This window comes from Rhizobium sp. P2_G2 (assembly GCF_056403555.1).
This window is the reverse complement of record NZ_JBFUFF010000016.1, coordinates 81,050-107,192: the sequence shown is the minus strand read 5'-3', so window position 1 is coordinate 107,192 and position 26,143 is coordinate 81,050. Positions and strand designations below refer to the sequence as shown.

General features: G+C 61.4%; 21 protein-coding genes. 11 read left to right on the top strand and 10 right to left on the bottom strand.

What is annotated here, in order from left to right; all coding sequences use genetic code 11:
• Nucleotides 1–157 (bottom strand): transposase (locus AC1D06_RS14995; protein WP_477969758.1); only part of this gene is annotated, 157 nt, incomplete at its 3' end.
• A 114-nt stretch (nucleotides 158–271) separates the two neighbouring features.
• On the opposite strand from AC1D06_RS14995, the gene AC1D06_RS14990 reads away from it, so the two are divergent.
• The gene (locus tag AC1D06_RS14990) at nucleotides 272–736 is read left to right on the top strand and encodes a hypothetical protein (RefSeq protein ID WP_477986811.1); all 465 of its coding nucleotides are present in this window, start codon (nucleotides 272–274) and stop codon (nucleotides 734–736) included.
• Nucleotides 720–1,058: a hypothetical protein gene (locus tag AC1D06_RS14985; RefSeq protein ID WP_477986810.1), complete on the top strand. Its 339-nt coding sequence runs from the start codon at nucleotides 720–722 to the stop codon at nucleotides 1,056–1,058. Before AC1D06_RS14990 ends, AC1D06_RS14985 begins: the two co-directional genes overlap by 17 nt.
• A 6-nt stretch (nucleotides 1,059–1,064) precedes the next feature.
• Here AC1D06_RS14985 and AC1D06_RS14980 read toward each other — a convergent pair whose 3' ends face one another.
• The 3 genes from AC1D06_RS14980 to AC1D06_RS14970 form a co-directional block, all read right to left on the bottom strand.
• Nucleotides 1,065–2,744, bottom strand: coding sequence for a GGDEF domain-containing protein (locus AC1D06_RS14980; RefSeq protein WP_477986809.1), 1,680 nt, complete (start codon nucleotides 2,742–2,744; stop codon nucleotides 1,065–1,067).
• A gap of 273 nt (nucleotides 2,745–3,017) precedes the next feature.
• A complete protein-coding gene (locus tag AC1D06_RS14975; protein ID WP_477986808.1) occupies nucleotides 3,018–5,177 on the bottom strand; it encodes a putative bifunctional diguanylate cyclase/phosphodiesterase in 2,160 nt (719 codons plus the stop codon).
• Between the two features lie 251 nt (nucleotides 5,178–5,428).
• Nucleotides 5,429–6,805, bottom strand: coding sequence for a TadE/TadG family type IV pilus assembly protein (locus tag AC1D06_RS14970; protein ID WP_477883230.1), 1,377 nt, complete (start codon nucleotides 6,803–6,805; stop codon nucleotides 5,429–5,431).
• Between the two features lie 667 nt (nucleotides 6,806–7,472).
• On the opposite strand from AC1D06_RS14970, the gene AC1D06_RS14965 reads away from it, so the two are divergent.
• From AC1D06_RS14965 to AC1D06_RS14955, 3 genes are all read left to right on the top strand, one after another.
• Nucleotides 7,473–9,374, top strand: a complete 1,902-nt coding sequence (locus AC1D06_RS14965; RefSeq protein ID WP_477986807.1) for a HAMP domain-containing methyl-accepting chemotaxis protein — start codon at nucleotides 7,473–7,475, stop codon at nucleotides 9,372–9,374.
• A gap of 330 nt (nucleotides 9,375–9,704) precedes the next feature.
• Nucleotides 9,705–10,688 carry an AraC family transcriptional regulator gene (locus AC1D06_RS14960; protein WP_477986806.1) on the top strand — a complete coding sequence of 328 codons (984 nt, stop codon included), beginning with the start codon at nucleotides 9,705–9,707 and terminating at the stop codon, nucleotides 10,686–10,688.
• Nucleotides 10,689–10,828: 140 nt separating this feature from the next.
• Complete coding sequence (locus AC1D06_RS14955) at nucleotides 10,829–11,845, top strand: helix-turn-helix transcriptional regulator (RefSeq protein WP_477883236.1); 1,017 nt, start codon at nucleotides 10,829–10,831, stop codon at nucleotides 11,843–11,845.
• Nucleotides 11,846–11,881: 36 nt separating this feature from the next.
• Here the strand turns inward: AC1D06_RS14955 and AC1D06_RS14950 are convergent, their stop codons facing one another.
• Both AC1D06_RS14950 and AC1D06_RS14945 read right to left on the bottom strand, forming a co-directional pair.
• Nucleotides 11,882–12,304, bottom strand: coding sequence for a hypothetical protein (locus AC1D06_RS14950; RefSeq protein WP_477883237.1), 423 nt, complete (start codon nucleotides 12,302–12,304; stop codon nucleotides 11,882–11,884).
• A gap of 107 nt (nucleotides 12,305–12,411) precedes the next feature.
• On the bottom strand, nucleotides 12,412–16,767 hold the full coding sequence (locus AC1D06_RS14945; protein ID WP_477986805.1) for a glycosyltransferase: 4,356 nt from the start codon (nucleotides 16,765–16,767) through the stop codon (nucleotides 12,412–12,414).
• Nucleotides 16,768–17,058: 291 nt separating this feature from the next.
• On the opposite strand from AC1D06_RS14945, the gene AC1D06_RS14940 reads away from it, so the two are divergent.
• The 4 genes from AC1D06_RS14940 to AC1D06_RS14925 are packed head-to-tail and all read left to right on the top strand — an operon-like array spanning nucleotide 17,059 to nucleotide 21,363.
• On the top strand, nucleotides 17,059–18,708 hold the full coding sequence (locus AC1D06_RS14940; RefSeq protein WP_477883241.1) for a caspase family protein: 1,650 nt from the start codon (nucleotides 17,059–17,061) through the stop codon (nucleotides 18,706–18,708).
• Complete coding sequence (locus AC1D06_RS14935; protein WP_477986804.1) at nucleotides 18,705–19,427, top strand: formylglycine-generating enzyme family protein; 723 nt, start codon at nucleotides 18,705–18,707, stop codon at nucleotides 19,425–19,427. The genes AC1D06_RS14940 and AC1D06_RS14935 overlap by 4 nt, the downstream gene beginning before the upstream one ends.
• A gap of 58 nt (nucleotides 19,428–19,485) precedes the next feature.
• The gene (locus tag AC1D06_RS14930; protein ID WP_477986803.1) at nucleotides 19,486–20,298 is read left to right on the top strand and encodes a formylglycine-generating enzyme family protein; all 813 of its coding nucleotides are present in this window, start codon (nucleotides 19,486–19,488) and stop codon (nucleotides 20,296–20,298) included.
• Entirely contained in the window at nucleotides 20,299–21,363 is a 1,065-nt protein-coding gene (locus AC1D06_RS14925) for an NAD-dependent epimerase/dehydratase family protein (RefSeq protein WP_477986802.1), read from the top strand.
• 148 nt (nucleotides 21,364–21,511) lie between these two features.
• On the opposite strand, the gene AC1D06_RS14920 is transcribed toward AC1D06_RS14925, so the two are convergent.
• From AC1D06_RS14920 to AC1D06_RS14905, 4 genes are all read right to left on the bottom strand, one after another.
• A complete protein-coding gene (locus AC1D06_RS14920) occupies nucleotides 21,512–22,003 on the bottom strand; it encodes a GNAT family N-acetyltransferase (protein WP_477986801.1) in 492 nt (163 codons plus the stop codon).
• A 1-nt stretch (nucleotide 22,004) separates the two neighbouring features.
• Nucleotides 22,005–22,277 carry a type II toxin-antitoxin system TacA family antitoxin gene (locus tag AC1D06_RS14915; RefSeq protein ID WP_477986800.1) on the bottom strand — a complete coding sequence of 91 codons (273 nt, stop codon included), beginning with the start codon at nucleotides 22,275–22,277 and terminating at the stop codon, nucleotides 22,005–22,007.
• 93 nt (nucleotides 22,278–22,370) lie between these two features.
• Nucleotides 22,371–22,991 carry a TetR/AcrR family transcriptional regulator gene (locus AC1D06_RS14910; protein WP_477986799.1) on the bottom strand — a complete coding sequence of 207 codons (621 nt, stop codon included), beginning with the start codon at nucleotides 22,989–22,991 and terminating at the stop codon, nucleotides 22,371–22,373.
• Nucleotides 22,992–23,075: 84 nt separating this feature from the next.
• A complete protein-coding gene (locus tag AC1D06_RS14905; RefSeq protein WP_477986798.1) occupies nucleotides 23,076–24,020 on the bottom strand; it encodes a nucleoside hydrolase in 945 nt (314 codons plus the stop codon).
• A gap of 99 nt (nucleotides 24,021–24,119) precedes the next feature.
• On the opposite strand from AC1D06_RS14905, the gene AC1D06_RS14900 reads away from it, so the two are divergent.
• Together AC1D06_RS14900 and AC1D06_RS14895 are read left to right on the top strand one after the other, a co-directional pair.
• Entirely contained in the window at nucleotides 24,120–25,139 is a 1,020-nt protein-coding gene (locus tag AC1D06_RS14900) for an isopenicillin N synthase family dioxygenase (RefSeq protein ID WP_477986797.1), read from the top strand.
• Between the two features lie 127 nt (nucleotides 25,140–25,266).
• On the top strand, nucleotides 25,267–26,124 hold the full coding sequence (locus AC1D06_RS14895) for an ABC transporter substrate-binding protein (RefSeq protein WP_477883257.1): 858 nt from the start codon (nucleotides 25,267–25,269) through the stop codon (nucleotides 26,122–26,124).
• Nucleotides 26,125–26,143 lie beyond the last annotated feature (19 nt).

Sequence of the window (26,143 nt, the reverse complement as noted above, 5' to 3'; positions counted from 1 at the left end):
TTGCTATAACGTCATGACGACGCGCAACATCAACAACACGAACACCGGGCTGAAAGCTTTCCGCTACAATCCGAGCCTTAACGTCATCCGGCCAACGCCGATTTCCCCGGCGCGGCTCGACAACTTCGTAGCGACCCACAAATCCATCTTCTGCCATGCAAATCTCCAGTTAGTCCTGGAAACCTTCTCGCACACGCAGCAAGCCTCAAAATATAGCCAATCCAATGGGGCGGAGACGGCGCTTACTCCTCACCGGAGCGCATCGCACCAAATGACCGACTACCCCCTTCATACCACCCACCTCGTCCCCGGCATCTGGACTCGCATCCAGCACCGGTTCCGCACGCGCATGACCGAATGGCTCCTGGCCCTCATTACGGCGCTTTGGGGCGTGGTGATCCTGCTGCCCGGCGATGCCTTCAACGAGCCCGCCTTTTCCGGCTTTCGCTCGATCTTCGGCAGCGAAGCCTATCTCGGCTCCGGCATGCTGATCCTCGGGCTCATGCGCATTGCCGGACTGATCGTCAACGGCGCCCGGCAAAACGTCACGCCTCACATTCGCATGCTGTCGGCCGCCTGCGGCTGCCTGATCTTTTTCGGCATATCCTATTGCTACATGCTTTCCGGAATTGTGAGCACCTGGCTCGCCATCTACCCGCCCTTCGTGCTGGTCGAGCTCGTCAACGCCTATCGCGCCGCTCACGATGTCGGAGAAAATTATGGAAGAACTCATTGAGTTTGTCGGCCACCTGCCGGCGCCGGCGGCGGTCGCCTTTGCTGCCGTGCTCGCCGCCGTCATCGGCGTCTCCTGGCGCGGCATATTGAAGGGCAGGGAGGGCGATGCGGGGCGGGATGCGGTAGGAGCACAGGCGGCTGCCGTGGTGCTTGATCCCTCTGCGCTCAATGCGCTGACTGCGGCGGTGTCCAAGCAGACGAGTGTGATGGAAGAGATGCTGGAGACCGGCAAGGACCTGGCCAAGACCTTCGATCACATGGCAATCGAGCTCGACCGCGTGCGCGAGGAGATGCGCATCCAGCGCGAGGTGCGGCGGGGATAGGGTCCGTTACGCCACGACCCGATTGCGGCCGCTTTTTTTCGCCGTGTAGAGGTTCTGGTCGGCGATCTCCAAGATCGCGTTTGGGGAGCTGGCGGACGGGGTGCCGGCGATGCCTATGCTGATCGTGACCTTCAGTCCGTTGCAGATTTCCGACCAGTCCCAGTGCTCCACGGCCGAACGCAACCTCTCGCAGACATCGGCGGCGGCTCGCGGCGTGCCGGCCATGAGAACGACGAATTCCTCGCCGCCGAAGCGGATGGCCTGGTCGGTCGGCCGAACCTCGTTGCGCAATATGGTTCCGATGGCGCTGAGGACCTGGTCGCCGATCATGTGAGAGAAATTGTCGTTGATCGACTTGAAGTGATCCGCATCCAGCATGGCGATGCAATAGGGACGCTTTTCGGACGCCAGTTCCTTGAAGCGGCTGTCGAGGAATTTGCGGTTATAGAGCCCGGTCAGTGCATCCAGGTAAACGGCACTGGCGAGGATGTCGGTCTGCTCCTGCAGTTTCTGATAGGAGGCTTCCAGCGTATCGGCGCGCTTCGATTCCGTCTCGGCGACCTGCTTGAACCRCCTGGTTTCATAGTAGATCTCGGCGAGCCGGGCGCGTTGCTGGGTTTTCTCGGCACTGTGGCGCAGATAGGCCTGATGGTATTTCTTATGCGCCTCCAGCGCCAGATCGAAATACCCCAGACCCTCATGGGCTTGCGACAGGTAAAGATAGATCTGGATGCCGGAATCGAAACTGCCGCCCTCGTCGATCAGCGCCTCCGCCTCGATCAGCAGCACACGGGCTTCTTCGAATTTTCCGCAGCCATTGTAGATCTCGCCCATTGTATAGAGATATTGCTGCCTGTCGCGGAGATAGCTGTTCTCCTGAAACAGCTGGTAGCGCAGCATGCACTGCAGCGCCTCGTCATAGGCGCCGAGGTGATTGTGGTAATCGGCTTTGTTGCCGAGACAGAGACGGGCTGCCCAGTTGTCGCCGATCTCGATGGCGAGGTCGAGCGCCTGATCGGTCAGTTCCAGCGCTATGATCAGCTTCTGGTGGCCTTCCTCGGGCTGGCCGAGCGCCTGCGCGATATAGCCGCCTTCCGAATGCGCACCGCCGAGATTGATCAGCCACCAGCATTCAAAGGTCTTGTCGCCGATCGACCTGGCGAGCTCGACGGCCCTCTCGCACATGAAGATCGCCCGCTCCGGTTGCTTGTTGCACCAGAAGATGATGCCGATGACATTGGTGGCGAGGCTCTGTGCTTTCGGGTCTGCGCTCCGGTCCGCCAGATCGAGCGCACGGGTGGCCTCTTCGATGGCTTCGTCCGCCAGGCCCAGTTCCAGGAGCAGCCAGCCGAAATAGGCTCGGGCAAAAGCTTCCTCAGCAAGCTCTCCGCTCGCTTTCCAAAAATCCACCGCCCGGCGGACATGCGTCAGTCCAAGTTCGGCTTTGCCGATTTGGAAACAGTACCAGGCCATATCGGTGTCGCATCGCGCGGCGAGCCGGTCGTCGCCGCACGCCATGGCATGGCTGAGAATTTGGCCGGCAAGTGCGAGTGCCTCGACGGAGCGGCCTGTGCAACCAAGGCGCCACGCCTGTTCCAAGCTGAAATTTGACTTTTGAGAAATTGCCTCAGTATCAACAACTTGCATCGTGAGCGCCAACGTTGGTCTTTTGGATACCGATAGCATCAGAAGTTTAACAATGATGCAAACGGACAACAAAACGTCCGAAAAGCCGGTCCTTATTGTGTCTCGTCGGCGGGGCTGTCCCGACGTTTCTATCGGCGATGCCGAAGCACATCGCGATCTCCGGGATGCGCCGCCCAGTGCTTTTGCCATGTCTCCCGAAACCGCTGACCACTTTCGGGCGACACGCTTTTGCTCAAGCGAGCAGGATTGATTACGGCGGTGGCGGCCACCCGTGCGGATGAAGTCAAAGGTTCAGGGCGCTCGAAGGCGTCCCTATGCCGTGGTCACTTGCGCCGCCCTGGCAGCCTTGCCGCAGACCAGTTGGCCGGCTTCTTCCTGCGGCATCGGCCTGGCAAAGAAATAGCCCTGGCCCAGGTCGCATCCCATCCGAGCCAGTATCGCCAGCGTTTCCGCATCCTCGACGCCCTCGGCGACGGTCCGGATATTGAGGCTCCTCGCCAGGATCTGGATGGCATCGACGATCTTTTCGCTTTCCGGCTGCCGGGCCACCGAAGCAACGAAGGAGCGGTCGATTTTCAGGCAATCGAATTCAAGTTCGCGCAGGTAGCCGAGGCCGGAATAGCCGGTGCCGAAATCGTCGAGCAGGACTTTGATGCCGACGCCGCGGAGCGCCGAAACCACTTTTTTTGCCCGGGAGAAATCCTTGACCAGCGCCTGTTCGGTGATCTCGATACTGAGGCGCTCGGCCGGAAAATCGCTTTCGCACAGCACCGCCAGGATACGCAGCGGCAGCGCCGGATCGCAGACCTCGTCGGCCGAAATATTGACGGCGACCGGAATATGGGCGGGCCACTGAGCAGCCGCCAGGCAGGACCGGCGCAGCATATAGATGGAGAACTGGCTCATCATGCCCGCCTGTTCGATGATCGGCAGGAAACGATCGGGCGCGATCGGGCCGAATTGCGGATGCGTCCAGCGGGCCAGGACCTCGAAACTCGACACCGCGCCGGTTCTGATATCGACAATCGGCTGGAAATAGGGTTCGATCTGCTCCTCGGCGACGGCGCGCCGGACATCCGCCACCAGCCGTGCCCTTGCTTCCGCATCGCGCCCGACATCGGGGGAATAGATCTGGGCAAAGCCGCGGCCGTTCTGCTTGACATTGTACATGGCGATGTCGGCATGACGGACGAGCGTCTCGGCATCCGTGCCATGCTCGGGATAAAGCGCAATGCCGATGCTGGCGCCGACATCGGCGTCGATATCCCCCAGGGGAATCGGCACCCCGAGCGCCTCGATCAGCGCGCGCGCCTGGCGAACCGCCTGTTTTGCAGCCTCTCCCGCATCGGCAATCGGCATGACCAGCCCGAATTCGTCACCGCCCATGCGGGCGACCAGAGCGCCATCGAAGGCCGCTGCTTCCAGCCGCGCCGCCGCCTGCCGGATGACGAAATCGCCGACGGCGTGCCCCAGGCCGTCATTGATCGGCTTGAACCGGTCGAGATCGACAAGCAGGACGGCGCAGCCCTCGTCAGGCCCGGCCTCGACGCTGATCCGGCATGAGATTTCCTCGACAAACACCCGTCGGTTTGCCAGGCTGGTCAGCGGATCCTTGCGCGCCATGATATCGGCCACCTGATGCGCAGCTTCGGCGGCTGCATGTGCCTCGGCAAGTTCGGCCACATGCTGGCGGTGCGCCGCGGCAACCTCTTCCGCACGGCGCCTTTCCTCCTCCTTCATCTCGGTGATGTCGATATCGGTTCCGATCAGCCGCGTCGGCACGCCATTGCCGTCCCAGGCGACGGCTCGGCCGCGCGCGAGAATCCATATCCATCTGCCGTCGAGCCGCTGCCCCCGATATTCGAAGTCGAACCGGTCGATCTCGCCGGCATTGTGGGCACGGACATGCTCCATGACGTCAGCGATGTCATCGGGATGCACGCGCTCTTCCCAGACATCGATCGTGTCGCAGATTTCGCCCTCGGGCGGAAAGCCGCGGATCTTGCGCCATTCCTCCGAATAGAACCGCGCATCGGTCAGCGCATTATTTTCCCAGACGCCGTGGCCGGCCGCCTTCATGGCATGGCGCCAGATGCTTTCCTGGTATGCCAGCGTATCGCGCTCATGGATCAGTGCGCCGACATCGGTGATCTGGACGAAGCAGCCATCCTCTGCCGGACTCGTCTGCAATGTCAGCCAGAGACCAGCGCCATCCGCTTTGCGAAAGCTGCGCAGGCCGAGATCGAGAGGCGCGTCGCCGTTCATCACGCGCAGGCCCGGCAGTTCGAACACATCGTCGAGGTTTCTTCCGACGATCTCGTCCTGCCGGAAGCAAAGCAGCATTGCGAAGCCCTCGGTGATGTCGGTGATCCGCCACTGCCGGTCGCAGAGCGCCAGCGCCAGAGAGGATCGGCCGACGGATCGCCACGGATTTACGTCTAAGCCATTATGAATATTAGAAATTTCTATCATAAAATTCCCCTTTTACGGATAATAGGCGCCCGATCCGTTAAAATTGTTGCCATCGGCATCCCTGGAACGCCGATTGATCTCCGGGGGAGATCGATTGATGCGCAATCTGGATAAAAAACTGCGCCGGACGGATAGGTGCATGCCTCCGTAAGATCTTCAAATCGCAGATGAATCAGGCTTGTGTGATCCCGGTAGAGTGGCATCCGGCCCCGCTGACGGCAGATTATTGCGATAGCGCATGCTGTTCTTCATCACTGCGTCAGATGCACGCTTCCGGCATATTGGGTGAACAGGGATGACAGCCCCGATTCGATCTCGTCGGGGTCGTTTGCCATGAGGAACATGTCTTCGGTGGAGGCGCAGTCCTTAAGGGCATAGGGAATATAGGCCTGGCGGGTGGTGCTCGAAGAAACGCCGCTGCGCATGGTCGCATTCCAGGTCGATTTGTAATTGCTCGATGCCATGGTGGCGCCCACGGTGGCGTTATAGCCCCAGTCCGCCGTGACCGGCAGATATTCGGTATAGAGCACGCCGATCGTTGCGCCGTTGGTCTTCATGCCTTTGCACCAATTGGGGTTCAAGGGTGTCACGACATTCCAGATCTTCTTCTTCGTGGCGTCGGACTGGCTGGAGGTCCAGTTGAGGACATTGTAGTTCGGCTGCAGCCACCAGAGGACCCAGTTTCGCTCGGACTGGATGCCATCGGTGAGCAGCAGGACCAGCTTGAGCGGGGAGGCCGCCGAGGTGCCGTCGCCGGCCACGCCGACCTTCTTCTGCAATGCCGTCAGCGAGACGTCGAAATAGGTCCCGGCTTCCGATGTGGCGCTGGTCAGCCGCGTGTCGCTGCTGAGCGTGCTCTCGGCTTGAGAGATGGACGTCGTCGGGGCGAGAACCTCGGTGATGTTTTCCCCGAGCGTATAGAGGCCGACCTTGATCCTCCCGTTGGAAGTGTCGGCGGCATCGATGACATCGAGCACCTCGGAGACGGCACTCGCCGCGACATCGGCTCTGAGCGAAGCGCCATACTTCGCTTTGATATAGTCATAATAGCTGTTGGCGAGCTTGGTGGTGGTGCCCTTCTTATAGACCGGATCGGTTGTATCGTGGCAGGCGAACTCGCATGTGATGTTGGCGTCGGCGCGCAATTTGGTCTGGTAAGCCGTCGTCGAGGCCAGCAGCATCGACGCCGACTTATCGATGACGATATAGACTTCCATGTAGGCGGTGGCCGGGCCTGCAACGGCAGACGTCGCGGCGACATCGACCGTGTTGATATTGGCAATCTTCAGGAAGGAGGTTTCAATGGTGCCCGTCGCCGATGCCTGGATGGTCCTGTCGGTCTTGGTCACGGAAATGCTGACATTGGACAGGGAATAGGTCGCATCGCCGAGATTGGCTTGCGCGGCGAACCATTGGGCGACTTTTGCCTGAAGCTTGTCTTCGGTAAGCGAATCCACCTCTTTGACCGCCGCAATCAAGGCCGCATCGAGGTCGCTCTGCATTTTCAGCTTGGTGTTCCAGGCGCGAACGAAATCGACGCTGCAGCCAATGGCGATGATCATCGGGATCAGAAGGATTGCCGCCGTTATGGCGAAATTCCCTGATTTTTCCTTGATCAATGCAGACATCCGATTCCCGAACATCTTCATCGGCTTTGCTACCAAGAGAAAGACCTCGTGCATTCGCTTCCTACTTCCTTTTCGCGGTGCAGGGGGATTTGATGAGCGCTCGGAGCAATCCGTCGCGAGTGAAGCGCGTTGCGATCGCCGGGATCGCCCGGCACGTCCTGTGCCTTCGCGTTACGCAACGTTCATGCGGCGTGGTTAACGAAACGTGGATTCCGGAAAGGGGAAGCTTGCCGCGAACGGTTTGCTGCGGATTGTGGATAAGTCGCGCGGCTCTTGGATAGGAACAAGACCGGAGGCGTTTGAAATGCCGGTAAACGACTCATCCTTTGATATGTCGGYCAGGAGATGCACTGGTTGCGCGCCGCCGGTCTGTCGGAGGGAGGCGGTGATTCGCTTGTGCTTATCCTAAAAATTGATAAAACGCATTTAAGTTGTTGTCACCCGTTCACCAGAAGAATATTTCAGCCTCTCAAGACCAGTCTGCTGGCCTAGGCTATGAACAGCTGCTGTTTAAGCATCCCGTTGTGAATATCCATGATACGCAGGAATGTCCGCAATGCGCTTCTTCCTTGGCCGCGGGTGGGCAGGTTGTCGATCGATTTAGCGGTTATTAACCTCATTATTCGGAAACATACATTGGTATTCATTTTCTAATCGGAGATTTTACATGAAGCGCCCGTCAATCAAGGTCGCCCTCGTTTCATGCCTTCTGGGCATGTTCACCATGACTGGCGGACTTGCCTATATGTCCGTTTCATCGCTGATGACGATCGACTCCCATAATGACCAACTGGTCGATGACCTCATGCCATCAGCTCTGCTGATGAAGGAGATCAACGTCAATATGGGCGATATCAGGATTGCGCTGCGCAACCATGTGCTGGCCGTTACGGACGACGAACAGACGGCAGCGGAAGCGCAAATCACGGACGCGAAGAAGATATTCGAGACCAATATGGCCGTCTATAAAAGGGACCTCAAGCCGGGCGAGGAGCAGCAAAGGTTCGAACTGCTGGAGCAGGATTACGCCGCCTACGTGAAAGCCGCCGATGGCATGCTTGTCTTCTCCCGAAAGAACCAGGACGACCAGGCCAAGAAAGTCATCAATGGCGACATGAAGGCGCTTGCCGGTAAAATCGACGAGCAACTCGATGCACTGGTTGCCTTCAACGCAAACGGCGCGAAAGCCGCCGGCGCCGACAACCAGTTGACGTTGCAATACACGATCAATGGCACGTACACCATTGTCCTGGGTGCATTCTTCATTGGCATCGGTGTGATCGCCTTTGCCCTGACCCAGATCTCGCGGCCGATCAACCGTATTACCGACGCCATGCGCCGGCTCGCCGGCGGTGCCCTCGATCTTGAAATCCCCTATTCGGGACGCGCCGACGAGATCGGTGCGATGGCGGGAGCCGTCGATGTCTTCAAGCAGGCGGCGATTGCCAATCGCAGGCTGGAGGCGGAGACGGAAGCCACCCGCCGGCAGGCCGAGGCCGACCGCATCGCCGCCCAGGAACAGGCCGAAGCCCAGGCGACGGAACGGCTGCGTGTTGCCACTGCCGGCCTGGCGGACGGCCTGCAGAAATTGGCCGCCGGCGATCTCTCGTTCGAGCTCAGGGAGGCTTTCGCGCCGGATTTCGAAGCGCTGCGGCACAATTTCAACCAGTCCGTCGAGCAGCTCGGCGAGGCCCTTCGTGCGGTGACAGGCGGTTTCAGCACCATTGACAGCGGCACGAGCGAGATCGCGTCCAGCGCTGCCGACCTTTCCAAGCGCACCGAGCAACAGGCTGCGGCGCTGGAAGAGACGGCCGCGGCCCTGGATCAAATCACCGTCAATGTCAGCAATTCCACCCAACGCACCCAGGAAGCGCGATCGGTGGCCGTCAAGGCCAATCAATCGGCCCTGGAATCGGCCGAAGTGGTGTCGCAGGCCGAGAATGCGATGCAAAAAATCGAGACGAGCTCACAGCAGATCGCCAACATCATCAGTGTCATCGACGAGATCGCCTTCCAGACCAACCTGCTGGCGCTCAATGCCGGGGTCGAAGCGGCGCGTGCCGGTGAAGCGGGCAAGGGTTTCGCCGTGGTCGCCCAGGAGGTGCGCGAACTGGCGCAGCGATCCGCCAACGCCGCCAAGGAGATCAAGGCGCTCATCCAGAACTCCACGGCAGAGGTCAGCAGCGGCGTTCGCCTGGTGCGCGGCGCCGGTGTCGCACTCAAGACGATCGGCCAATACATCGCCGAGATGAACAACCATATGCAGGCCATCGCGGTGTCGGCGGCCGAGCAAGCCACCGGCCTGTCTCAGGTCAATGCCGCCGTCAATCAGATGGACCAGACGACGCAGCAGAACGCCGCGATGGTAGAGGAAACGACGGCCGCGAGCGCAAGTCTGGCAACCGAGGTCGACAGCCTCAAGCGCCTGCTGCAGCAATTTCAACTTGGCCGGGGCTCTGGGGCCACCTATCGGCCGACGCCTGCCGCATATGATGCCGCACCGGTCGCCTCACCGAGCCGGCAGATGATGGGCCGGATCGCGCAGGCCTTCGGCAGCGGCCGGCGATAGGCCGGATCTGCAATGCCGGACACCACGGCGATCCTGATGCCCGCGGTTTTCGCCGCGGGCGACGTGTCGGAAACTATGCCCGCAGCACGCATTTCGAAGGTGACGGGGCGTGGGTCTCGCAGGATGAGGCCGGTTCTCTGCAACTTTCTGCGGATTGTGGATATTTCACGCGCCTCCTGGATAGGAAACTCAGCGAAGATATTCGAAATGCCTGCGCAAACCCCTTATCGCTTGATAGGTAGGTCAGGAGATGCGATGGCCGCGTGCCGCCGGTCCTGTCAACGGCAGGCGGGGCGCGGCCAATAAATCCCCATCAGATGACAGAGGACAATGGCTACAAGACCGCTGGTTTCCCGCTATAAATTCGTCGAGACCGATATCGACCAGGTCGGAGCCAGCATGCCCAAGACCCGAACCTGTGTTCGGTTGAAGCCGATCGGCGATACATCCGTGCTCTCGATCGAAGGCTGTCAGTTCTCGGTGCCGGGCTTCGACATCTGGAGGACCGGATGCCGGACCGGCCTCGAGGCACGGTTCACTGATCCGCCGGACGCCTATGCGCTCTATCTCCCCCTCGATGGCGCCATGGAAGTCAGCTGTCACGGCAAGCCGCTGGTGTCGAATTCCGGCCGGTTGATCGTTTCCGAATTTGCCCGCACCGACTTGACGCGCAAGCATGGCGGCCGCTCGCATATCGGCATCAGCTTTGATCGAAATTCCGTCCGGCGCCAGCTCAGCGAACTTCTCGATGCGCAGATCGGCCCGGATATCGACCTGGCTCTGGAGGTCGAGAGCGGCACCCGGCCCTTCGAACAGCTGATGTCGCTTGGCGGTCTGCTCTGGACAATGCTCGCCAGAGACCCCGAGGAAGAATTGTCGCTGCACTCGACCGTGCAACTGTTCAAGACGATCCTGGTGACGGTGCTCGACAGTTTCCCGCATCGCTATTCCGCGGCGTTGGCCGGACCCGTTTCCGCCGCGACGCCACGTCACGTTAAACGGGCGATCGACTTCATGGTGGAAAATCTTGGCAGCCCGCTCGAAATGCAGGACATAGCCAGGGAGGCTGGTGTCAGCACGCGCGCCCTGCAAGCCGCATTCCGGCAATTCAAGGATATGACGCCGCAGCAGCATTTGCGCGAATTGAGGCTCAATGGCCTTCGGCGTGATCTCATCGAAGGCAAGGGTGAATCCATAGCGGAACTTGCCAGGCGGCAGGGTTTCAATCACATGGGCCGCCTTTCGGCGCTTTACCGTGAGGCTTTTGGCGAGTTTCCCGCCGAGACGCTGCGCAGACATCGCAGGGCGCCGTGAATGCGACGGGATAGGTCGCCGACTGACGTGTCGGAAAACCGGGCAGCGATCTCAATCCAGCGCCGCATTTCACCCGGTACACAAAATTGCTATGGATTGGCGATCCGAGTCTGCTGCGTTTTCACAGAGAACACCACGAGATGCGAAAATCCCGGTTCGAGGTCGTAGAGGCAGACGTCGAGCAATTGCGCGATCACTACAGGCGAACGCTAAAGCCCGTTCAGGTGTTTCCTATCGCTCGGGCCAGCAAGGTGTCGGTCGAGGACCTGCACTTCTCCGTCGGCGAATTCGATATCTGGTCCGGCCGCTGCCGATCGGGAATGGAGGTCAGTTTCACCGAACCTCCGGATGCCTTTGCGATCTATCTGCCAAGCTCAGGTGCGATGGAGCTGGCATCGGGCAACAAGTCGCTCGCCTCCACTTCCAAAAGCATATTGGCTGCCGATCTTGCGCGTTGTGAACGTCTGAAACTGCATCAGGAGCGTTCTCATATCGGCATCGCATTTTCACGCGCCGCGATGAAGCGCGAGCTCAGTGCGCTCCTGGATGGCCCGGCTGTGCATGACCTCGACATAAGTTTGGAAATTCCGCCGGGCCAGGCGGCGCATGACCGTCTGGCGGAACTCGGCCGGTTCCTCTGGAAGAATCTGCAGCAGGATGGCGACGACGCGCTGTCGTTGCGCTCGACCGAATATCTGTTCCGCACGATCATGATAGCCCTGCTCGAAAACGTGCCGCATCGCTATTCCGGCGTGCTGGAACGCCCGGTGATCGCTGCCGTGCCGCGGCAGGTCAAACGCGCCATCGACTATATGGCGGCCAATCTCAGCCGGCCGCTCGATGTCGACGACATCGCCCGCGAGGCCGGCGTCAGCGTACGGGCGCTACAAGTCGCCTTCCAGCAGTTCAAGGGCATGACGCCGCTCGAATTTCTACGCCTGCTTCGTCTCCAGGCGGTGCGCGAGGAGATCGCTTTCGGTGCGGCGGGCACCGTTTCGGAAATCGCCCGGCGCTGGGGTTTTGCCCATATGGGTCGTTTCTCGGCTTTGTATCGTCACGCATTCGGAGAGCTGCCGCTGGAGTCGCTGCACCGCAACAGACATTCCGGGCCGCCACGCCCACGCGGAAGAGCTCGCTCCGATGACGGGGAGCGATAAAGGGCCGATAAAGTATTCGGCTATTACTGACGGCCTTTAATACTGGCGCCCTTGGCCCGACTCGGTTCTTTTCGGCGGGGCAGACTCTGCCTGGCCGATTTGCGCCAGTATCGAGCGCGGAATGGCGTTGAGCTGCGCCGGCGGCAGCCGCATGACGAGATGCCGGTTGACGCGCGCCAGCACGTTCGGTGGAAGCGCCGACAGCATGGCCGGAATGCAGGGATCGTCGGGCGCATGGCGCAGGACCGAATTGACGGCGGCGGGGCTGTTGCTGGCAACAGCGGCCGAGCAGCGATCCCTGTCGGCCATCGGCGCATGTCTGGCCTCCTGGTCGGCATGCATATGTCTGGCTTCTGGGCCGGAATTCGTGGTGCACCCTGCCGTCAGCAGGCCGCCCACCGATACCGACAAAAGCAGCGATCTCAGCGCGCGCGCTTTGTTTTTATCCTGGTCACCCATGCCGCCACTACCTTTCGGCTCAAAACCGGTATGCCAACATCTGCCAAGTAGAGTTACGGCATTGCTTTGGGAAGTCAAGTCTGCAAGCGCAGCGCGGCAATTCAACATCACGTGTTGCCGGACTGTCCTTCGTCCGAAAATGGGGAAGGTGAGGCGTCAGGCGCGATATGCACGCCACGCTCCGCCGCAACCGACAGCAGCCGGTCGGCGAACGCGGTTGCGAATTCGGAATTGCCTCGGTGCCCTGGTCCGGCGGCAAGATAGGCTTCGATCCTGGCGCGGGCAGCGGCCCTGATATCATCGGATTTGCCCAGGCGTATGGCGGTTTCGACATAGTCGTCGACCGTCAAGGCAACCTCCAGACCGGCCTGCCTGACCCAGGCAGCGCCTTGCCTCGCCCTTTGGGTGGCCCCTTCCAGCGCGACCACCGGGCAGTTCTGCTCCAGCGCCTCGACGACCGTCGTCGCGCCGGCATAGGGGAAACTGTCGAGGTAGACATCGGCGCTGGCCAGGAGATCCGCGACCTCCTCTCGCGACAGCGGCGCCAGGATGCGGATGCGCTCCGCCGGGAGGTTTCGCGACGCCAGCGCCTCTCTGACGATGCGCCGGAAAGCGGCGGGCGAGAATTTCGTCAGCCAATTGGCTGCGAAAGGATAGAGGACGATTGTTGCGTCATCGACGTCCTGCAAGATCCTGGCAAAGGCATCGAGAAGGTCGGAGCCGATCTTCTGCACCATCGCGCCGCTGACATAGAGCGTGGCGTCCGGCGGCAGGCCATGCAGCGCTCTGATTTTTGTCCGGAAGTCCGGAGTTCGAAGGACCTCGGATGCCGGCTCATCCGGACCAGGCTGACCGAAGCGCTGAACCGGGCCGGGGAGCCGGATGATCCGCTCGCAATAGCCCGGCGGCGCCGAGCTTGGGTCCAGTTCCTCGCTGGTCAGCATGCCGTCGAAGGATGAAAACCCTGTCGATGTCGGTGAAATCGCCGCCATGGCCAGTTGCACCGGTGCCAATCTGTGGGCGGCGATGGTCGCCAATTGGTCGAGACCGAGGAAATAGGAGCCGAGCAGGACGACGTCCAGTCGTGCCGCGCGGATGGTGTCGACGGCTTCTCCCACAGCGAGCCCGTCGAGATTGATGACCGCGTCGAAATCGCCGCTGTCGAGCGTCGGATCGGGCGTCGTCAGCGTGATCCGCACTGTCTGCAGGCGCGGGTCGGCGGCGGTGAACAGTCCGGCAATGATCCGCGGTTCCGGCGCATGGTCCCAGGCGCGCATGACCACGCCGACACGCAGCCTGGAGCGCGCGCTATCGGGGACCGGCGAAAGCCAGGCGAGCGGATAGTTTTCCTGGAGCAACTGGCGCTCGATCGCTCGCCCCATGGTCGCGACGGTGGAAACCGCCGTGCCGGTGGAGAACAGAAGATGCCGGGGCTGAAGGCTGCGAATGATCTCGGTTGCCAGCAGGTGCAGCGCAGAATTTTCGGGTTGCCGTGCCAGGCATTCGTCGGCGCTGGCCACCAGGCGTTCGACGAAGCGGGCATAGGCCTCCCGGTCTTCCGGTTCCGGGATATGCGACGGCGATCGCGTCAGAAACCCGGCCAGCGCCGGAACGTGCCAGAGGAGTTGCGGCGGAAAGCCGGTGAGGTCGGCCAATGCGGCGCTTGCCCAGGCCGGGCCGCCGGCGAGCGCGATCAGGGCCCGTCCCAGCGCCTCGGTCGGCTCGCCCGGCCATTGGTCGAGTCCGTCCGCATGCACAGTGTCGCCGCAGACCATGTCGATCGATGACTGGAGGCGAAAAATCTGCCTCAGCGTCGTCTCACTGGTGAGAATGCCATTGAGGCCGATGTCTCCCAACCGGGAAAGTGCGGCAATCAGCTTGCTGCGAAATTTTATGAGCGTGTGCGCCGAGGCGTCGCTATCGGAGCCTTCGAATTCCCAGGCCGGCATATTGTCGATGAAGGCCACGGCCGCCGACAGGCAGGCTTCGACGCTTCCGGCCCACAGGGCGTGGTCTTCGCCGGCGGGCTGGGGCGCTGCGAAGATCGCCGATGCCGGATGGTCGGGCATTGCGCCTGCGAAGTGGATGCTTTCGAGACGGATCGGGCCGGGGCGGATGCTGTCATCGCCATCCGCCACCAGGAAGGAATGCAGCGACAGTTCGACGGCACCCTGCCTGCGTCCGACCAGACCGGCCAGCGGAACGTCGATTTCGGCGGCGCCTTCGAGCAGCGTCTGCACCAGCAGATGGCCGTCATGCGACACGCCGATCACATGCTTGAGCCCTTCCATCGGATCGAGAATAGGTGTCACTTCCATGACCGCGCTCGCGGGCCCGCCGCGTCCCGGCAGACGCAGGATGAGGTCGGCCGTGCCTTCGGTGGCGACAGGCATCATTTCGTGATCCTGGTGCCAGCCCTTGGCCAAAGCCGCCTGGGCCGGTGAATCTCGGAAGAAGTTGAAATGCTGGCCTGGATTGACCGAGGGCGCGGCAATTGTCGCGCCGGTCTGCAAGCCGAGATGATATTCGCTGCGCGTCTTGCGGAAGGCGATCGCCGCAATCACCGGCCGGCGCATGTCGAGCATGTCGCTGGGCTTGAAGGCGAATGTCAGCACTATCAGCCGATTGTCGACGCCGGCCATGGCTGGCAGGTCGATCTCCAGCCGATCCGCCACCCCCCATTGACCATAGTAAAATTCCCGCCCGTCACCGCTGATGCGCATGAGACCGGATGGTTGCTCCGGCGGCAGATGCAGGGTGAGGACGAAAGGCGCTTGCGTCGTGAGAAGCGACAGCCGCGCCTGGCCGCTGGGTTCGCTGAGTTCGCCCGATCCGGATGGGAGGGCGACAAATCCGGTTGACTGCCCGGCATCGAGCAGGTCGGCAAAAGGGCGCAGTGCGCCGTCTTCGATATAGGCCGAGCGCCAGAGGGTCTCGGCGCGCTCGACAGTGATGCTTTCGAGCGCGATGGTCGGCACGGCCGCCCTGAGACGGTGAAGCCGGTTGCCGCCGCGCGCGGCTTGTTTTTCAAGCTCCAGTTCCAGCAGAACCTCGCCGCCATGCGCCGTCGCCCGTTCCGGCAGCGGCACCTCGACCAAGCAAGCGCCTGAGATCTCCGAGGAGACCAGGACCTGGCCGTGCAATCTCACCAGCAGCCGCATCGATATGTCCGGCCGGGCATGATGGGGCAGGACCGAAAGCTTGACCACATGCGCCGCAGGCGAGGGGTTGAAGCAGATCGACAATTGCGCCCTGGTGCCGGTCATCGAGGCGAAATCCGGCAGCGAGTGCATGCGCCAGCCATGGCGCAGGATCGGCAGGCCTTCTGTCGTCTCGGTAAAGTTATAGCTCCGGCCGGGCACTTGCGGTGCGCGCCAGCGCGGAACGCCGGCGTCGCGTCGGAAGGCGGCAAAATCCTGGTAACCGAGACGATCGAGCACCCAGAGCACCGCGGCAGGCCTGTGGCCCGGTTCCACCAGCCAGCGCCGCAAGGTTGTGGAGCGTTCGGCCAGCAGCGACGTGGCGTAAAGCGCTGTGGGCAGGCCGAGCCTGGCGCGCAACGGCAGCGAGGCGCCGGCAATCCTGCGGCCCAATCGCCTCAGCGCTCCGCCGGTCGCATGCATGTGGTCGAAATTGGCGGCACGGCCGGCGCGGGCGCGAATGCCGGATGTCATCAGCACGATGGCATTGGCATCGCGCTCGTGCCGCTCGTCCTCAGCGGCGCCTGCCGAGCCGAAGTAGCGCGGCGCGCCGGCAAATCCCTCGGCCAGATCCGAGAGGTCGCGCATGCCGCGGCGGTCGCGCCAGAGATCGGATGCGCCCTGGATATAATAATTGTTGTTGGGGTGGATGCGGTAGGCGGCCAGTGTACGGCGAACCGGCATGATCCGGCCTTCGATCGCCGCGGCCCTGAGCAGGACCGCATCGGCGCAGATGCGCCAGCGCGCTTCTTCCATGGGCATCAGACGCTCGAGAACCCGTCTGGCAAAGACATTGCCTGATGTCGGGAGGAAATCGAAGCTGGCGGTGTTGAGGAAGATCTGGCGGTTGTCGATATCATGCGGCAGGATGTCATATGCGCCCATGTGGCGGCCGCCGGCATCGATCAATTCGAGGCCGAAGCACAGCGCCGCGAGGCTCTCGTGCCATAGACTGGTGACGGTTTCCACGAGCTCCGGCCTGGCAATGTCATCGGCATCGAGAAAGTAGACGAGATCGCCGCGCGCCGCCGCAAATCCGGCGTTGAAAGCCGACGCCTGACCGCCATTGGATTTGCCGATAACGTGAATGTGACTGCCGAACTCTTCGAGCACCTCCATGCTGCCATCGGTCGAGCCATCGTCGACGACGATGATTTCCAATGCCGGGCGCGTCTGGCGTAGCGCACTGCCGATGCACGCCCCTAAATAGTTGCCGTAATTATAGTTTGTGATGACTATGCTCAGGGATGGATGTTTGCGCATCGACTTGTCGGGGGCTCTCCTCGAAAGATTGCATGCGGAACGTCCGAGACAATCCCACCGACCTGAGCTGCCGCCGCTGTTCCCGATGTTACTTTATGCTTTCCCTGAACTGTGGTAAGAGTTACGTCCTAAAGTCAAGCCGGAAAACCGAGCAGAAAGACGAGAGTCGAGCAGGAAACGGCCATGCAAGATCGTCGGTTTTATCAGTTCAAACCTTGCGGCAGTGATGGGATTGGAGACGACTTGAGGCGCGATCACAGTGGTTTCCGATTTGCGGTTTGGAACGGCAGCTTGCTCAGAAGTCTATTAGCGCTGGTTGCTTTCACGCAATTGCTTTTCCTGTTTTTGGTCAGTCCTGCTCTCAGTGCTGTTCTGGACAAGCTTCCGCCCGGCTCGCGCGTCGCCCTCGTCATCGGCAACGGCGCCTATGAGCAGGTTCAGCATCTGCCAAATCCGCGCAATGATGCCGAGGCAATCGCCAAGGAATTGCGTTCGATGGGTTTTGTGGTCCAAACCGCGCTTGACGTCGATGCACAGGGCTTTCGCGGCGCGCTGCAGAAGTTCGAAACGGTTGCCGACAAGGCTGATATCGCCCTGTTCTTCTATGCCGGGCACGGCCTCGAAATGCATGGCGTCAACTATCTCATTCCGACGGATGCCCGGATTACGCGTGCCAGTTCGGTGCAGGACGAAGCGATCTCGCTGCCACGGGTGATTTCGGCCCTGGATGGTGCGCACAAGCTCAGACTGGTGATCCTCGACGCGTGCCGGAACAATCCGTTCCTGGCAAAAATGCAGGAGGACGGGGCGTCGCGATCGGTGACGCGCGGGCTTGCGCGGGTCGATCCCACGGGCGTGACGCTGGTGGCCTTTGCGGCGGATGCCGGTGCTGTCGCCATGGATGGCCAGGGCAATCATAGTCCTTACACGACCGCACTGCTGAAAACCCTGAACGAGCCGGGTCTCGAACTAAATTTCGTGTTCCGCAAGGTTGCCGCCCGGGTGCGGGAAGAGACCGACAACGAGCAGACGCCCGTCACCTATGGCACGCTCGGGGAAGACGAGATCTATCTGGTTCCCAAGCCCATCGAGACCGCGAAAGTGGAGGACCATGGCATATCGAAAGCCTGGGATGATGCCTCTCGCGCCGGGACCGAGACTGCGATCGTGGCGTTTCTGGGAGAATATCACGACACGTTCTACCGCTCGCTGGCGCTCGACCGGCTGGACTCGCTGCGCACATCCGACAAGCAGCGCGACATGTCCGCCGCCTCGCTCGACGATGTCTATTGGATGACGATTCGCACCAGCCGCAATCCGGAAGATTTCAGGGCCTATCTGCGCCGGATGCCGTCCGGTCCCAATGCCGACCTGGCGGAGGCGCGGATCAAGGCGCTTGAGCGGGCGGCCCAGATCAGGACCGAGCTCGACACGAATTCGGACACGCCGGAAGATCTGGCGAGCGCCATACAACACCGCGCCGACACGCTGCCGGTCAATATCATCCAATATGGATTGGATGCGCTGGGCTATCCGCCGCAGGACATCAACGGCGTGCTCGACCGCTCGACGAAACAGGCGATCAGGGCCTACCAGGCCAGCATCAATGAGCCCCAGACCGGGCGCCTGACCTCGCAGCAGGTGATTGATCTCGTGGTCGCCGCCGCCGCCACGGGCGAGACGCATGCACAGACGGCAGTCGGCGTCATGCTGGCGAGCGGCGACATCTGGGACAAGGACTATGTCGTGGCGCGCGCCTGGCTGGAGCGCGCCGCCGACAAGAACAATCCGACCGCTATCGTCAATCTTGCCATCTTCTATCGCGACGGCCTCGGCATCGGCAGAAATCTCGGACAGGCACGGCGGCTGCTGATCAAGGCGAAGTCGCTGGGCGCTTCCGAAGCGGATCCGATGCTGGCCAAGTTAGGGTCACCCTCATGAAATATGCATTCTGGCCCCTGGGGCTGCTGCTCTGTGCCATCGCACAAAGCTGGTTGGCGCCTGCCTTTGCCGACGACTTCGTGCTGCCACGCGCCAAGATCGTGACCAGCAGCGATTGCAATGATGTCTGCCCGGTCATGGTGACCTTGCCGAGCGGGCTGCGCATGAGCCAGACGCAGATCACCCGGGCGCAATACGGCTTTTTCATCCACGAGACGAACTACCAGCAGCAGGACTGGGGATGCCGGTGGAATTATCCGGGCATCGCCCAGACCGACAAGGACCCGGTCGTGTGCCTGAACCTGCCCGATGTCGAGGCCTATCTGAAATGGCTGAGCGCCAAGGCGGGCGTCACCTATCGCCTGCCGACCGTGGCCGAATATCGCTATGCCGCGATGGCGGGCGAGGATGGGCCCTACTGGTGGGGGCAAAGCATCGGCGAGGGGAGAGCCAATTGCCTCGCCTGCGGCTCGGCCTTCGATACCAAGGGGACGTCGCCGGTCGGCAGTTTCGAGCCGAACCCGTTCGGTCTGGAAGACGTTGTCGGCAATGCCTGGCAATGGACAGCGACCGCCGTCAACAATGGCGCCGACCACTATCTCATCGGCGGCAGCTGGGCCAGTCCGCCGGCCGACTTGCGTGTGTCGAGGGCGATCTGGAACAGTCCGAAAATTCGCTTCAACACCTATGGCCTGCGTGTCGTCACCGACCCGCAATGAGGTGCAGGGATCTCGCTAAAAATATATGATGCGCTTGGGTGCCGTGAGGGAGACGACTTTGAGACGTAAGACATCTGTGGCCCGCTCCGCCGGGCGGGGCCGGCCGTTTCGCACGGCAATGACGCTTCTGGCCATGGTCTCCTGGACGACAACCACCAGCGCCGCCGAGATCATCAAGGACTGCAGCGATTGTCCCGAATTGATTGCCCGCAAGGACGGCACGGCGATCGGCCAGACATTGGTGACCCGCAAGCAATTCGCAGCCTTCGCCCAGGACACCGACTTTGTCGCGAAAGGCGGCTGCCTGCTCAATGACGGCGTCAACTGGAACAATGATGACAAGGCAAGCTGGCAGTCTCCCGGTTTCGAGCAGACCGACGACCATCCCGTCGTCTGCATCAGCTGGCTCGATGCCGTCGCCTATGCCGACTGGCTGACGAAGAAGACCGGCAAGCCCTACCGGCTGCTGACCTTCGCCGAATCCGACGCCATGGCGCATCCGAACAAGACGAAATATCCCTGGGGGAAGAAACTCGGCAATGTCTGCGCCCGCGGCAACATCGCCGACGAGAGCTACAAGAAGGTGTTCGCCAAGGACCCGCGGCCTGTGGTCCGTTGCAGCGACAAGTATGTCTATACTTCGCCGGTCAAGGCTTTCCCGCCGACCTCCGAAGGCTTTTACGATGTGGCCGGCAATGTCTGGCAATGGACCAATGACTGCCTGAAGGGCGACTGCTCCAATGCCGTGTTCCGCGGCGGCGGCTGGAACGACCCGGAGACCAAGCGCTTCGGATTGGGCGACAGCTGGGCCGATCGCATAATACTCAAGAATTTCGTCATCGGCACGCGCGTGATGCGGGACAAGAACTGAGTGGCATCCTCGATTGCAGTCATCACGGGCTCAGCCGGCCTTGTGGGCGCCGCCGCCGCGCGCCGGTTTCACGCCGAAGGCTTCGATATTGTCGGCATCGACAGCGACCGGCGAAGCCACTTCTTCGGCGACGCCGCCAGCACCTTGCCGGAACGGCAGCGCCTCGAACGCGACCTCGCCCGATACCGCCACCATGACGTCGATATAAGGGATGCCGAGGGCATCGAGGCGATCTTCAAATCGCTCGGCAAGGACATTGCCGTCGTCATCCACGCCGCCGCCCAGCCGTCTCACGATTGGGCGGCCGGCGATCCCGTGCAGGATTTCGCCATCAATGCCGGCGGCACGCTGAACATGCTCGAAGCCACGCGCCGCCAGGCGCCGTCGGCCACCTTCGTCTTCCTCAGCACCAACAAGGTCTATGGCGATCACCCCAACCGGCTGCCGCTGCGGCCGCAGGGCCGGCGTCTCGTTCTCGACGAGGCGCATCCGTTCCACGCGCGCGGCATCGACGAGAGCATGTCGATCGACAATACCGCACATAGCTTGTTCGGCGTCTCCAAGACCGCGGCCGACCTCTATGTCCAGGAATATGCCTCGCGCTTCGGCCTGTTCACCGTCTGCCTCAGAGCCGGCTGCCTCACCGGCCCCGGCCACCGCGCCGCCGAACTGCACGGTTTCCTCGCCTATCTCACCAAGGTGGCGGTCAGCGCCGGCTGCTACCGGGTGATCGGCCACAATGGCTTCCAGGTGCGCGACAATCTCCACGCCGAAGACCTCGCCGACGCCCTCTGCCGCATCGCCAGCGAACGCGTGCGGCCCACGATCTACAATATGGGCGGCGGCGCTGCGCTCTCTTGTTCGGTCAACGAAGCCCTGGATACTGTCGGTGAGATGTTGGGCCGGCGGATCGACAGGGTCGAAGAACCTGTCGAGCGCTATGGTGATCATGCGTGGTGGATTTCCGATACGAGCCGGTTTCGGGCGGATTATCCGGGCTGGCGGTTGCGGCATGACCTCGATGGGATATTTGCGGAGCTGATCGAGGGGGCTCGGCGGGATTAGGCTCTCTCCCAGAGRAAGAATGAAATCCCGACAAAACGGGCGTGCTCTAAAGCGTGTCGCGTGAAATGGGATTCGGGCGACACGCTTTAGCTCTTTGTTTTAGCATGTCTTTATCCCGAAACCGGAGGCCACTTTCGGGAGACATGCTTTAGCTATCCAGCAGGCCGTCCATGGCTGTGATGGGCAAGACGAGCCGGTTCGCGGTGCCGGCCAGGCGGTGGAAACCAAAGCCCTGGTAAAATCTCGCGGCGTTCTCATCCTTAGCATCGACGACCATTCCGAGGATGCCGACAGCCTTGGCCGTGGTCCGCGTCGTCTCAAAGGCGTGGACGATCAGGGCGTCGCCATAGCCTTGACCCTGCCATTTGCTGGCGACCGCGAGGCGACCCGGCAGAAGAAAGGGGAGTTCCGTGTACGCGCCGACACGCATCGTCTCCGGCAGAGCATCGCGCGCCACTGCATGTGCACTGAGCGAATAGTAGCCGATGATCTCCGCGTCGTCGGCCAGCACATAGACCCGCGTCAGACCGCGGGCGATATCCTGGCCAGCGAAGCGCTGCAGATAGGTATTGAGCGCGGCGACGCCGCAATCGAAACCCTTGCGATCGTGGCGTTTCGGATCGAGCGCCAGGAATTCCATGTCAGGCCGAGATGTCGCGGAATTTTTTGGCCGCCTTGCGCATGCGCTCTGTCGGCGGCGCCGGTTGCTCCAGCGCTGCAAAGAAGGAAAGCCAATCCCCGCCGGTGAAGCGGGTGCGTTCGTGTTCGGCGATCACCGCAGCCGCCTTCTCTCGCACGCTTTCGCGGATGAATTTGCTTTTGTCGAGGTTGAGATAGGCGCGTGCGGCATCCATCATGGCAAGTGTCTCGCCATCCATCCGCACTTTCAGCGCATCGTCTCTACTCGTTTCCATCGGCTTGTTTCCAGATCCCATAAGATCAATATACCCACATTTGTGGGTCTTTCAACCGTTGCCCATCTCGGCGCACTGAACTTGTCTCACAGGTCAGGGGCTTTTCCCCAACGGTCCCAGCAGCACATCCCCGAATAGCGGCTGATAGCTTTGGCGGACAAGCGGATCTTCCTTGAACGACAAGGCGTATTGGCCGATCTGGTGGAAATAGGTGATGCGGGCCCTCACGACGCTTTCATCGTCCGGATAGCCCATCTTGAGGAAGGCGCGGACGAGAAGCGAGATGCGCAATTCGTCGATAGCGGTCACTTCGGCATTGAGCTCTTTCGAGCCCCGCGCCCAGTCCCGGACCGCCAGATCGAGCTTGGGGCTGAAGGGTTTTTCGTCGACCCAGACATGCACGATATCGCTGAAGAACTGCACCCCGTCGGCGACCTCGATGTCGACCATGGCCTGGAACGGCTGGCAATTCGTTCGTCTCCAGTCGTCCAGCAGAGCCTGTTGCAAGGCTTTGAGGCTCGAGAAGTGAAAATAGAAGCTGCCGCGGGTGATTTTGAAATGACGTGCGAGGCGATCTATCTTCACCTCGGCAATGCCGCGCTTCTCCAGCGCCTTGCGCGCGGCCGCGATCCAATCCTCGCGCGTCAGCGTTTGCCGGGGGGCGCTCTTCTTCGATTTTGCGGCAGCGTCACGTGACGGGTCTGATTTTGCCAAGGGTTCTTCTGCTCTCCAGCCTGCAACGTGGCTGATAACGGCGGATGTCTGTCCTACAGCCGTTATCAACAAGGGTAAGCGGAATCAAGGAAGTGCGCTGATCCGCTCCAGCATCAGTGCGAAGAACGGCGCCGGATCGATGCGGCGCAACACATTGCAATTTCTTGGTTGTTTGGTGACGTGCCACCAGTCGACCACCGTCATGCCGATCGTCACTGGCGACGAGATATCGACGGTGACATAGCACTGTTTCCTCTCGAAGATTTCGGGTGCGAGAAGATAGCCCGTGACGCAGGCATCGTGGATCGGCCGGGCTTCGGTGGGAAACTTGTGCGATCCATATTGGCGGTAGAAGTCGGCGAGGTTGGCGGCTTCGATCGCGGCCCGGCTGCCGGTCCGGCGCAGCGTGTCCAGCCATTCAGGCGTCATCTGCGCCGTATAGGTGCAGTCGATCCCCGCCATGGTCACCGGCACGCCCGAGGCGAACACCTTGTGTGCGGCATGCGGGTCGACATAGATGTTGAACTCCGCCGCCGGCGTGGCGTTGCCGCCTTCGAAAAAGCCGCCGCCCATGAGCACGACCTCGCGGATTCTCGGGATGATGCGCGGCTCCATCACCATTGCCATGGCCAGATTGGTCATCGGGCCGAGCGTGCAAATCGTGATTTCGCCTTCCGGCGCGGCCATGATCGCACGCACGATGTAGTTGACTGCGTGCTCGGCCTGCAGCGGCGTGACCGGATCCGGCAGATCGGCGCCGTCGAGGCCCGTTTCGCCATGCACATATTCCGCCGTCATCAGCGGCCGGACCATTGGCGCCGGGCAGCCGGCATAGACGGGGATATCGGGCCGGCCGGCCAGTTCGACCACTTTCAATGCATTCACCGCAGTTCGGGCAAGAGGCACGTTGCCGCCGACGGTCGTCACGCCAACCACCTCCAACTCCTTGGGAGAGCCGAGCGCGAACAGGATGGCGAAAGCGTCGTCCTGCCCGGGATCGGTGTCGATGATGATCTTGCGTGGGGTCATTGCGGTGGGCTTCCGATCATTGAATATTAGCTATTGCCGATATCATTTTCCTGTGTAGAAATACAATACAGTATCGTATGTTCAATAGAGGAGTTGGCGATGAACCCGAACGACCGAGGCGATTTTTCCGAGATCCCGATCCTCGATGTCTCCCCGCTCTATGGCCAGGACGAGGCCGCCATCCGCGCCACGGCTGCAACGCTGCGCACCTATCTGGAACAGATCGGTTTTCTCTATGTGGTCGGCCACCCGATTCCGCGCGCCGATGTCGAGGCGGTGCGCGACGCCAGCAAGCGTTTCTTCGCGCTTCCGGACGAGCAGAAGCTCAGGCTCAAGATCGACAGGAATTTCCGCGGCTTCCTGCCCTTTGCCGGCTCGACCATCGTCACGTCGTCGGTTGCCACCGTCAGCAAGCCGAACCAGAGCGAGTCGATCTTCTTCATGCACGAAGTGGATGCGAACGACCCCAAGGCGTTGGCCGAAAAGCCGCTCCAGGGGCCGAACCAATGGCCGGAGGAGGCTCTGCTGCCCGGCTTCCGCGACACGGTCGAGCATTATGTCGACGAAATGAGCACGCTGGCGCGCAAGATGGTCGGCGCGATCGCCCTTTCGCTCGGATTGCCGTCCGATGACCTCGACCGCTATTTCGACGACCCCACCACCTTCCTGCGCCTGCTGCACTATCCGACGCAGCCCCAGGAAGAAGGGCTGTTCGGCTCTGCGCCGCATACGGACTATGGCTTCATCACGCTTCTGGCGCAGGACGATGTCGGCGGCCTCGAGGTCAAGAACAAGGCCGGCGAATGGGTGCCGGCCCCGCCTGTGCCGGATTCCTTCGTGATGAATGTCGGCGATATCCTGGCCCGCTGGTCCAACGACCTGTTCGTGTCGACGCCGCATCGCGTCATCAATCGCACCGGTCGCGAACGCTATTCGCAGCCGTTCTTCTTCGACCCGTCCATGGACGAGATGATCGAGGCGCTGCCGGTCTGCGTGCAACCGGGCGCGACGGCCAAATATCCGCCGGTGCTCTATGGGGACTATCTCATGGAGCGGATCGACAAGAATTATCACTATCGCAAGCAGCAGGCGCAAGGCGCCATGGCCGCGCGACACTGATGCGCCGGCCGGCGGGCCGAGGTTTGGGAGGATTCGACCGGTGCGCCGGATCGGACATCGCGAGGGACGGGCAAAGCCAAAACCTTCGCAGCTGGGAGTGACAACAACAATGAGAGGAACGTCTGACATGAGAAGACATCTGGTAGTGGCAGGCATGACGCTTGGCGCGCTGCTTTCCGTATGGAGCGGCCCGGCGACTTCGGCGGAGGTCAAGCGTTCGCCCGATGTCGAAAGCTCCGGCAAGCTCTCCGTCGCCAACACGCTTGATTACGCTCCGTTCGAATATATCGACGCCGATGGCAACCAGGCCGGCATCATCATCGAACTGGCGGGCGAAGTGGCCAAGCTGGTCGACGCCAAGCTCGACATTCAGCGCACGCCCTTCCCGTCAATGATCCCGGGCCTTGCCGCGGGACGGTTCAAAATCGCCTGGGAGACTTTTTCGGCCAAGCCGGAGCGGCTGCAGCAGGTCGATTTCGTCATGTTCATGAAGGCCGGCGTGGCGGCGTCGACCACACCCGACAAGAAGGCCAGCTTCTCCGGCGACCTGCCGCTGTGTGGCAAGAAGATCGGCGTGTCGGCGGGCACTGCGTCCGATTTCCTCGTCGACACGCTCAGCAAGGAATGCACCGACAAGGGCAAGGCAGCGATCGCGAAATCGGTGTTCAATTCGTCGACCGACATCGTCCAGGCCGTGCTTTCCGACCGCATCGATGCGCGCATGGACGACGCCACGGCATCCAGCTATTTCGAAGTGACCAGCAAGGGCCAGCTCGTCGTCCTGCCGACGCTCTATGACGTCGCACCGCTCGGCATGGCGATCGCCAAGAACGACCCGGCTACCGCCGACATGATGGTCGCCGCTCTCGGCGAACTGTTCAAGAACGGCACCTACAAACAGATCCTCGACAAATACGGCATGGGCTCCTACGCGATCAAGGAACCCTATTTCGTCAACAGCATGCAGTCGCTGCGTGCCGATTGATGCAGTCGTTCGGCACATG

What these genes read in the sequence shown, in the direction of transcription:
- AC1D06_RS14950 (WP_477883237.1), bottom strand. Translation starts at nt 12,304, where the DNA reads ATGGGTGACCAGGATAAAAACAAAGCGCGCGCGCTGAGATCGCTGCTT.
- AC1D06_RS14955 (WP_477883236.1), top strand. Translation starts at nt 10,829, where the DNA reads ATGCGAAAATCCCGGTTCGAGGTCGTAGAGGCAGACGTCGAGCAATTG.
- AC1D06_RS14900 (WP_477986797.1), top strand. Translation starts at nt 24,120, where the DNA reads ATGAACCCGAACGACCGAGGCGATTTTTCCGAGATCCCGATCCTCGAT.
- AC1D06_RS14935 (WP_477986804.1), top strand. Translation starts at nt 18,705, where the DNA reads ATGAAATATGCATTCTGGCCCCTGGGGCTGCTGCTCTGTGCCATCGCA.
- AC1D06_RS14895 (WP_477883257.1), top strand. Translation starts at nt 25,267, where the DNA reads ATGAGAAGACATCTGGTAGTGGCAGGCATGACGCTTGGCGCGCTGCTT.
- AC1D06_RS14945 (WP_477986805.1), bottom strand. Translation starts at nt 16,767, where the DNA reads ATGCGCAAACATCCATCCCTGAGCATAGTCATCACAAACTATAATTAC.
- AC1D06_RS14975 (WP_477986808.1), bottom strand. Translation starts at nt 5,177, where the DNA reads ATGATAGAAATTTCTAATATTCATAATGGCTTAGACGTAAATCCGTGG.
- AC1D06_RS14920 (WP_477986801.1), bottom strand. Translation starts at nt 22,003, where the DNA reads ATGGAATTCCTGGCGCTCGATCCGAAACGCCACGATCGCAAGGGTTTC.
- AC1D06_RS14915 (WP_477986800.1), bottom strand. Translation starts at nt 22,277, where the DNA reads ATGGAAACGAGTAGAGACGATGCGCTGAAAGTGCGGATGGATGGCGAG.
- AC1D06_RS14905 (WP_477986798.1), bottom strand. Translation starts at nt 24,020, where the DNA reads ATGACCCCACGCAAGATCATCATCGACACCGATCCCGGGCAGGACGAC.
- AC1D06_RS14990 (WP_477986811.1), top strand. Translation starts at nt 272, where the DNA reads ATGACCGACTACCCCCTTCATACCACCCACCTCGTCCCCGGCATCTGG.
- AC1D06_RS14965 (WP_477986807.1), top strand. Translation starts at nt 7,473, where the DNA reads ATGAAGCGCCCGTCAATCAAGGTCGCCCTCGTTTCATGCCTTCTGGGC.
- AC1D06_RS14970 (WP_477883230.1), bottom strand. Translation starts at nt 6,805, where the DNA reads ATGTCTGCATTGATCAAGGAAAAATCAGGGAATTTCGCCATAACGGCG.
- AC1D06_RS14985 (WP_477986810.1), top strand. Translation starts at nt 720, where the DNA reads ATGGAAGAACTCATTGAGTTTGTCGGCCACCTGCCGGCGCCGGCGGCG.
- AC1D06_RS14960 (WP_477986806.1), top strand. Translation starts at nt 9,705, where the DNA reads ATGGCTACAAGACCGCTGGTTTCCCGCTATAAATTCGTCGAGACCGAT.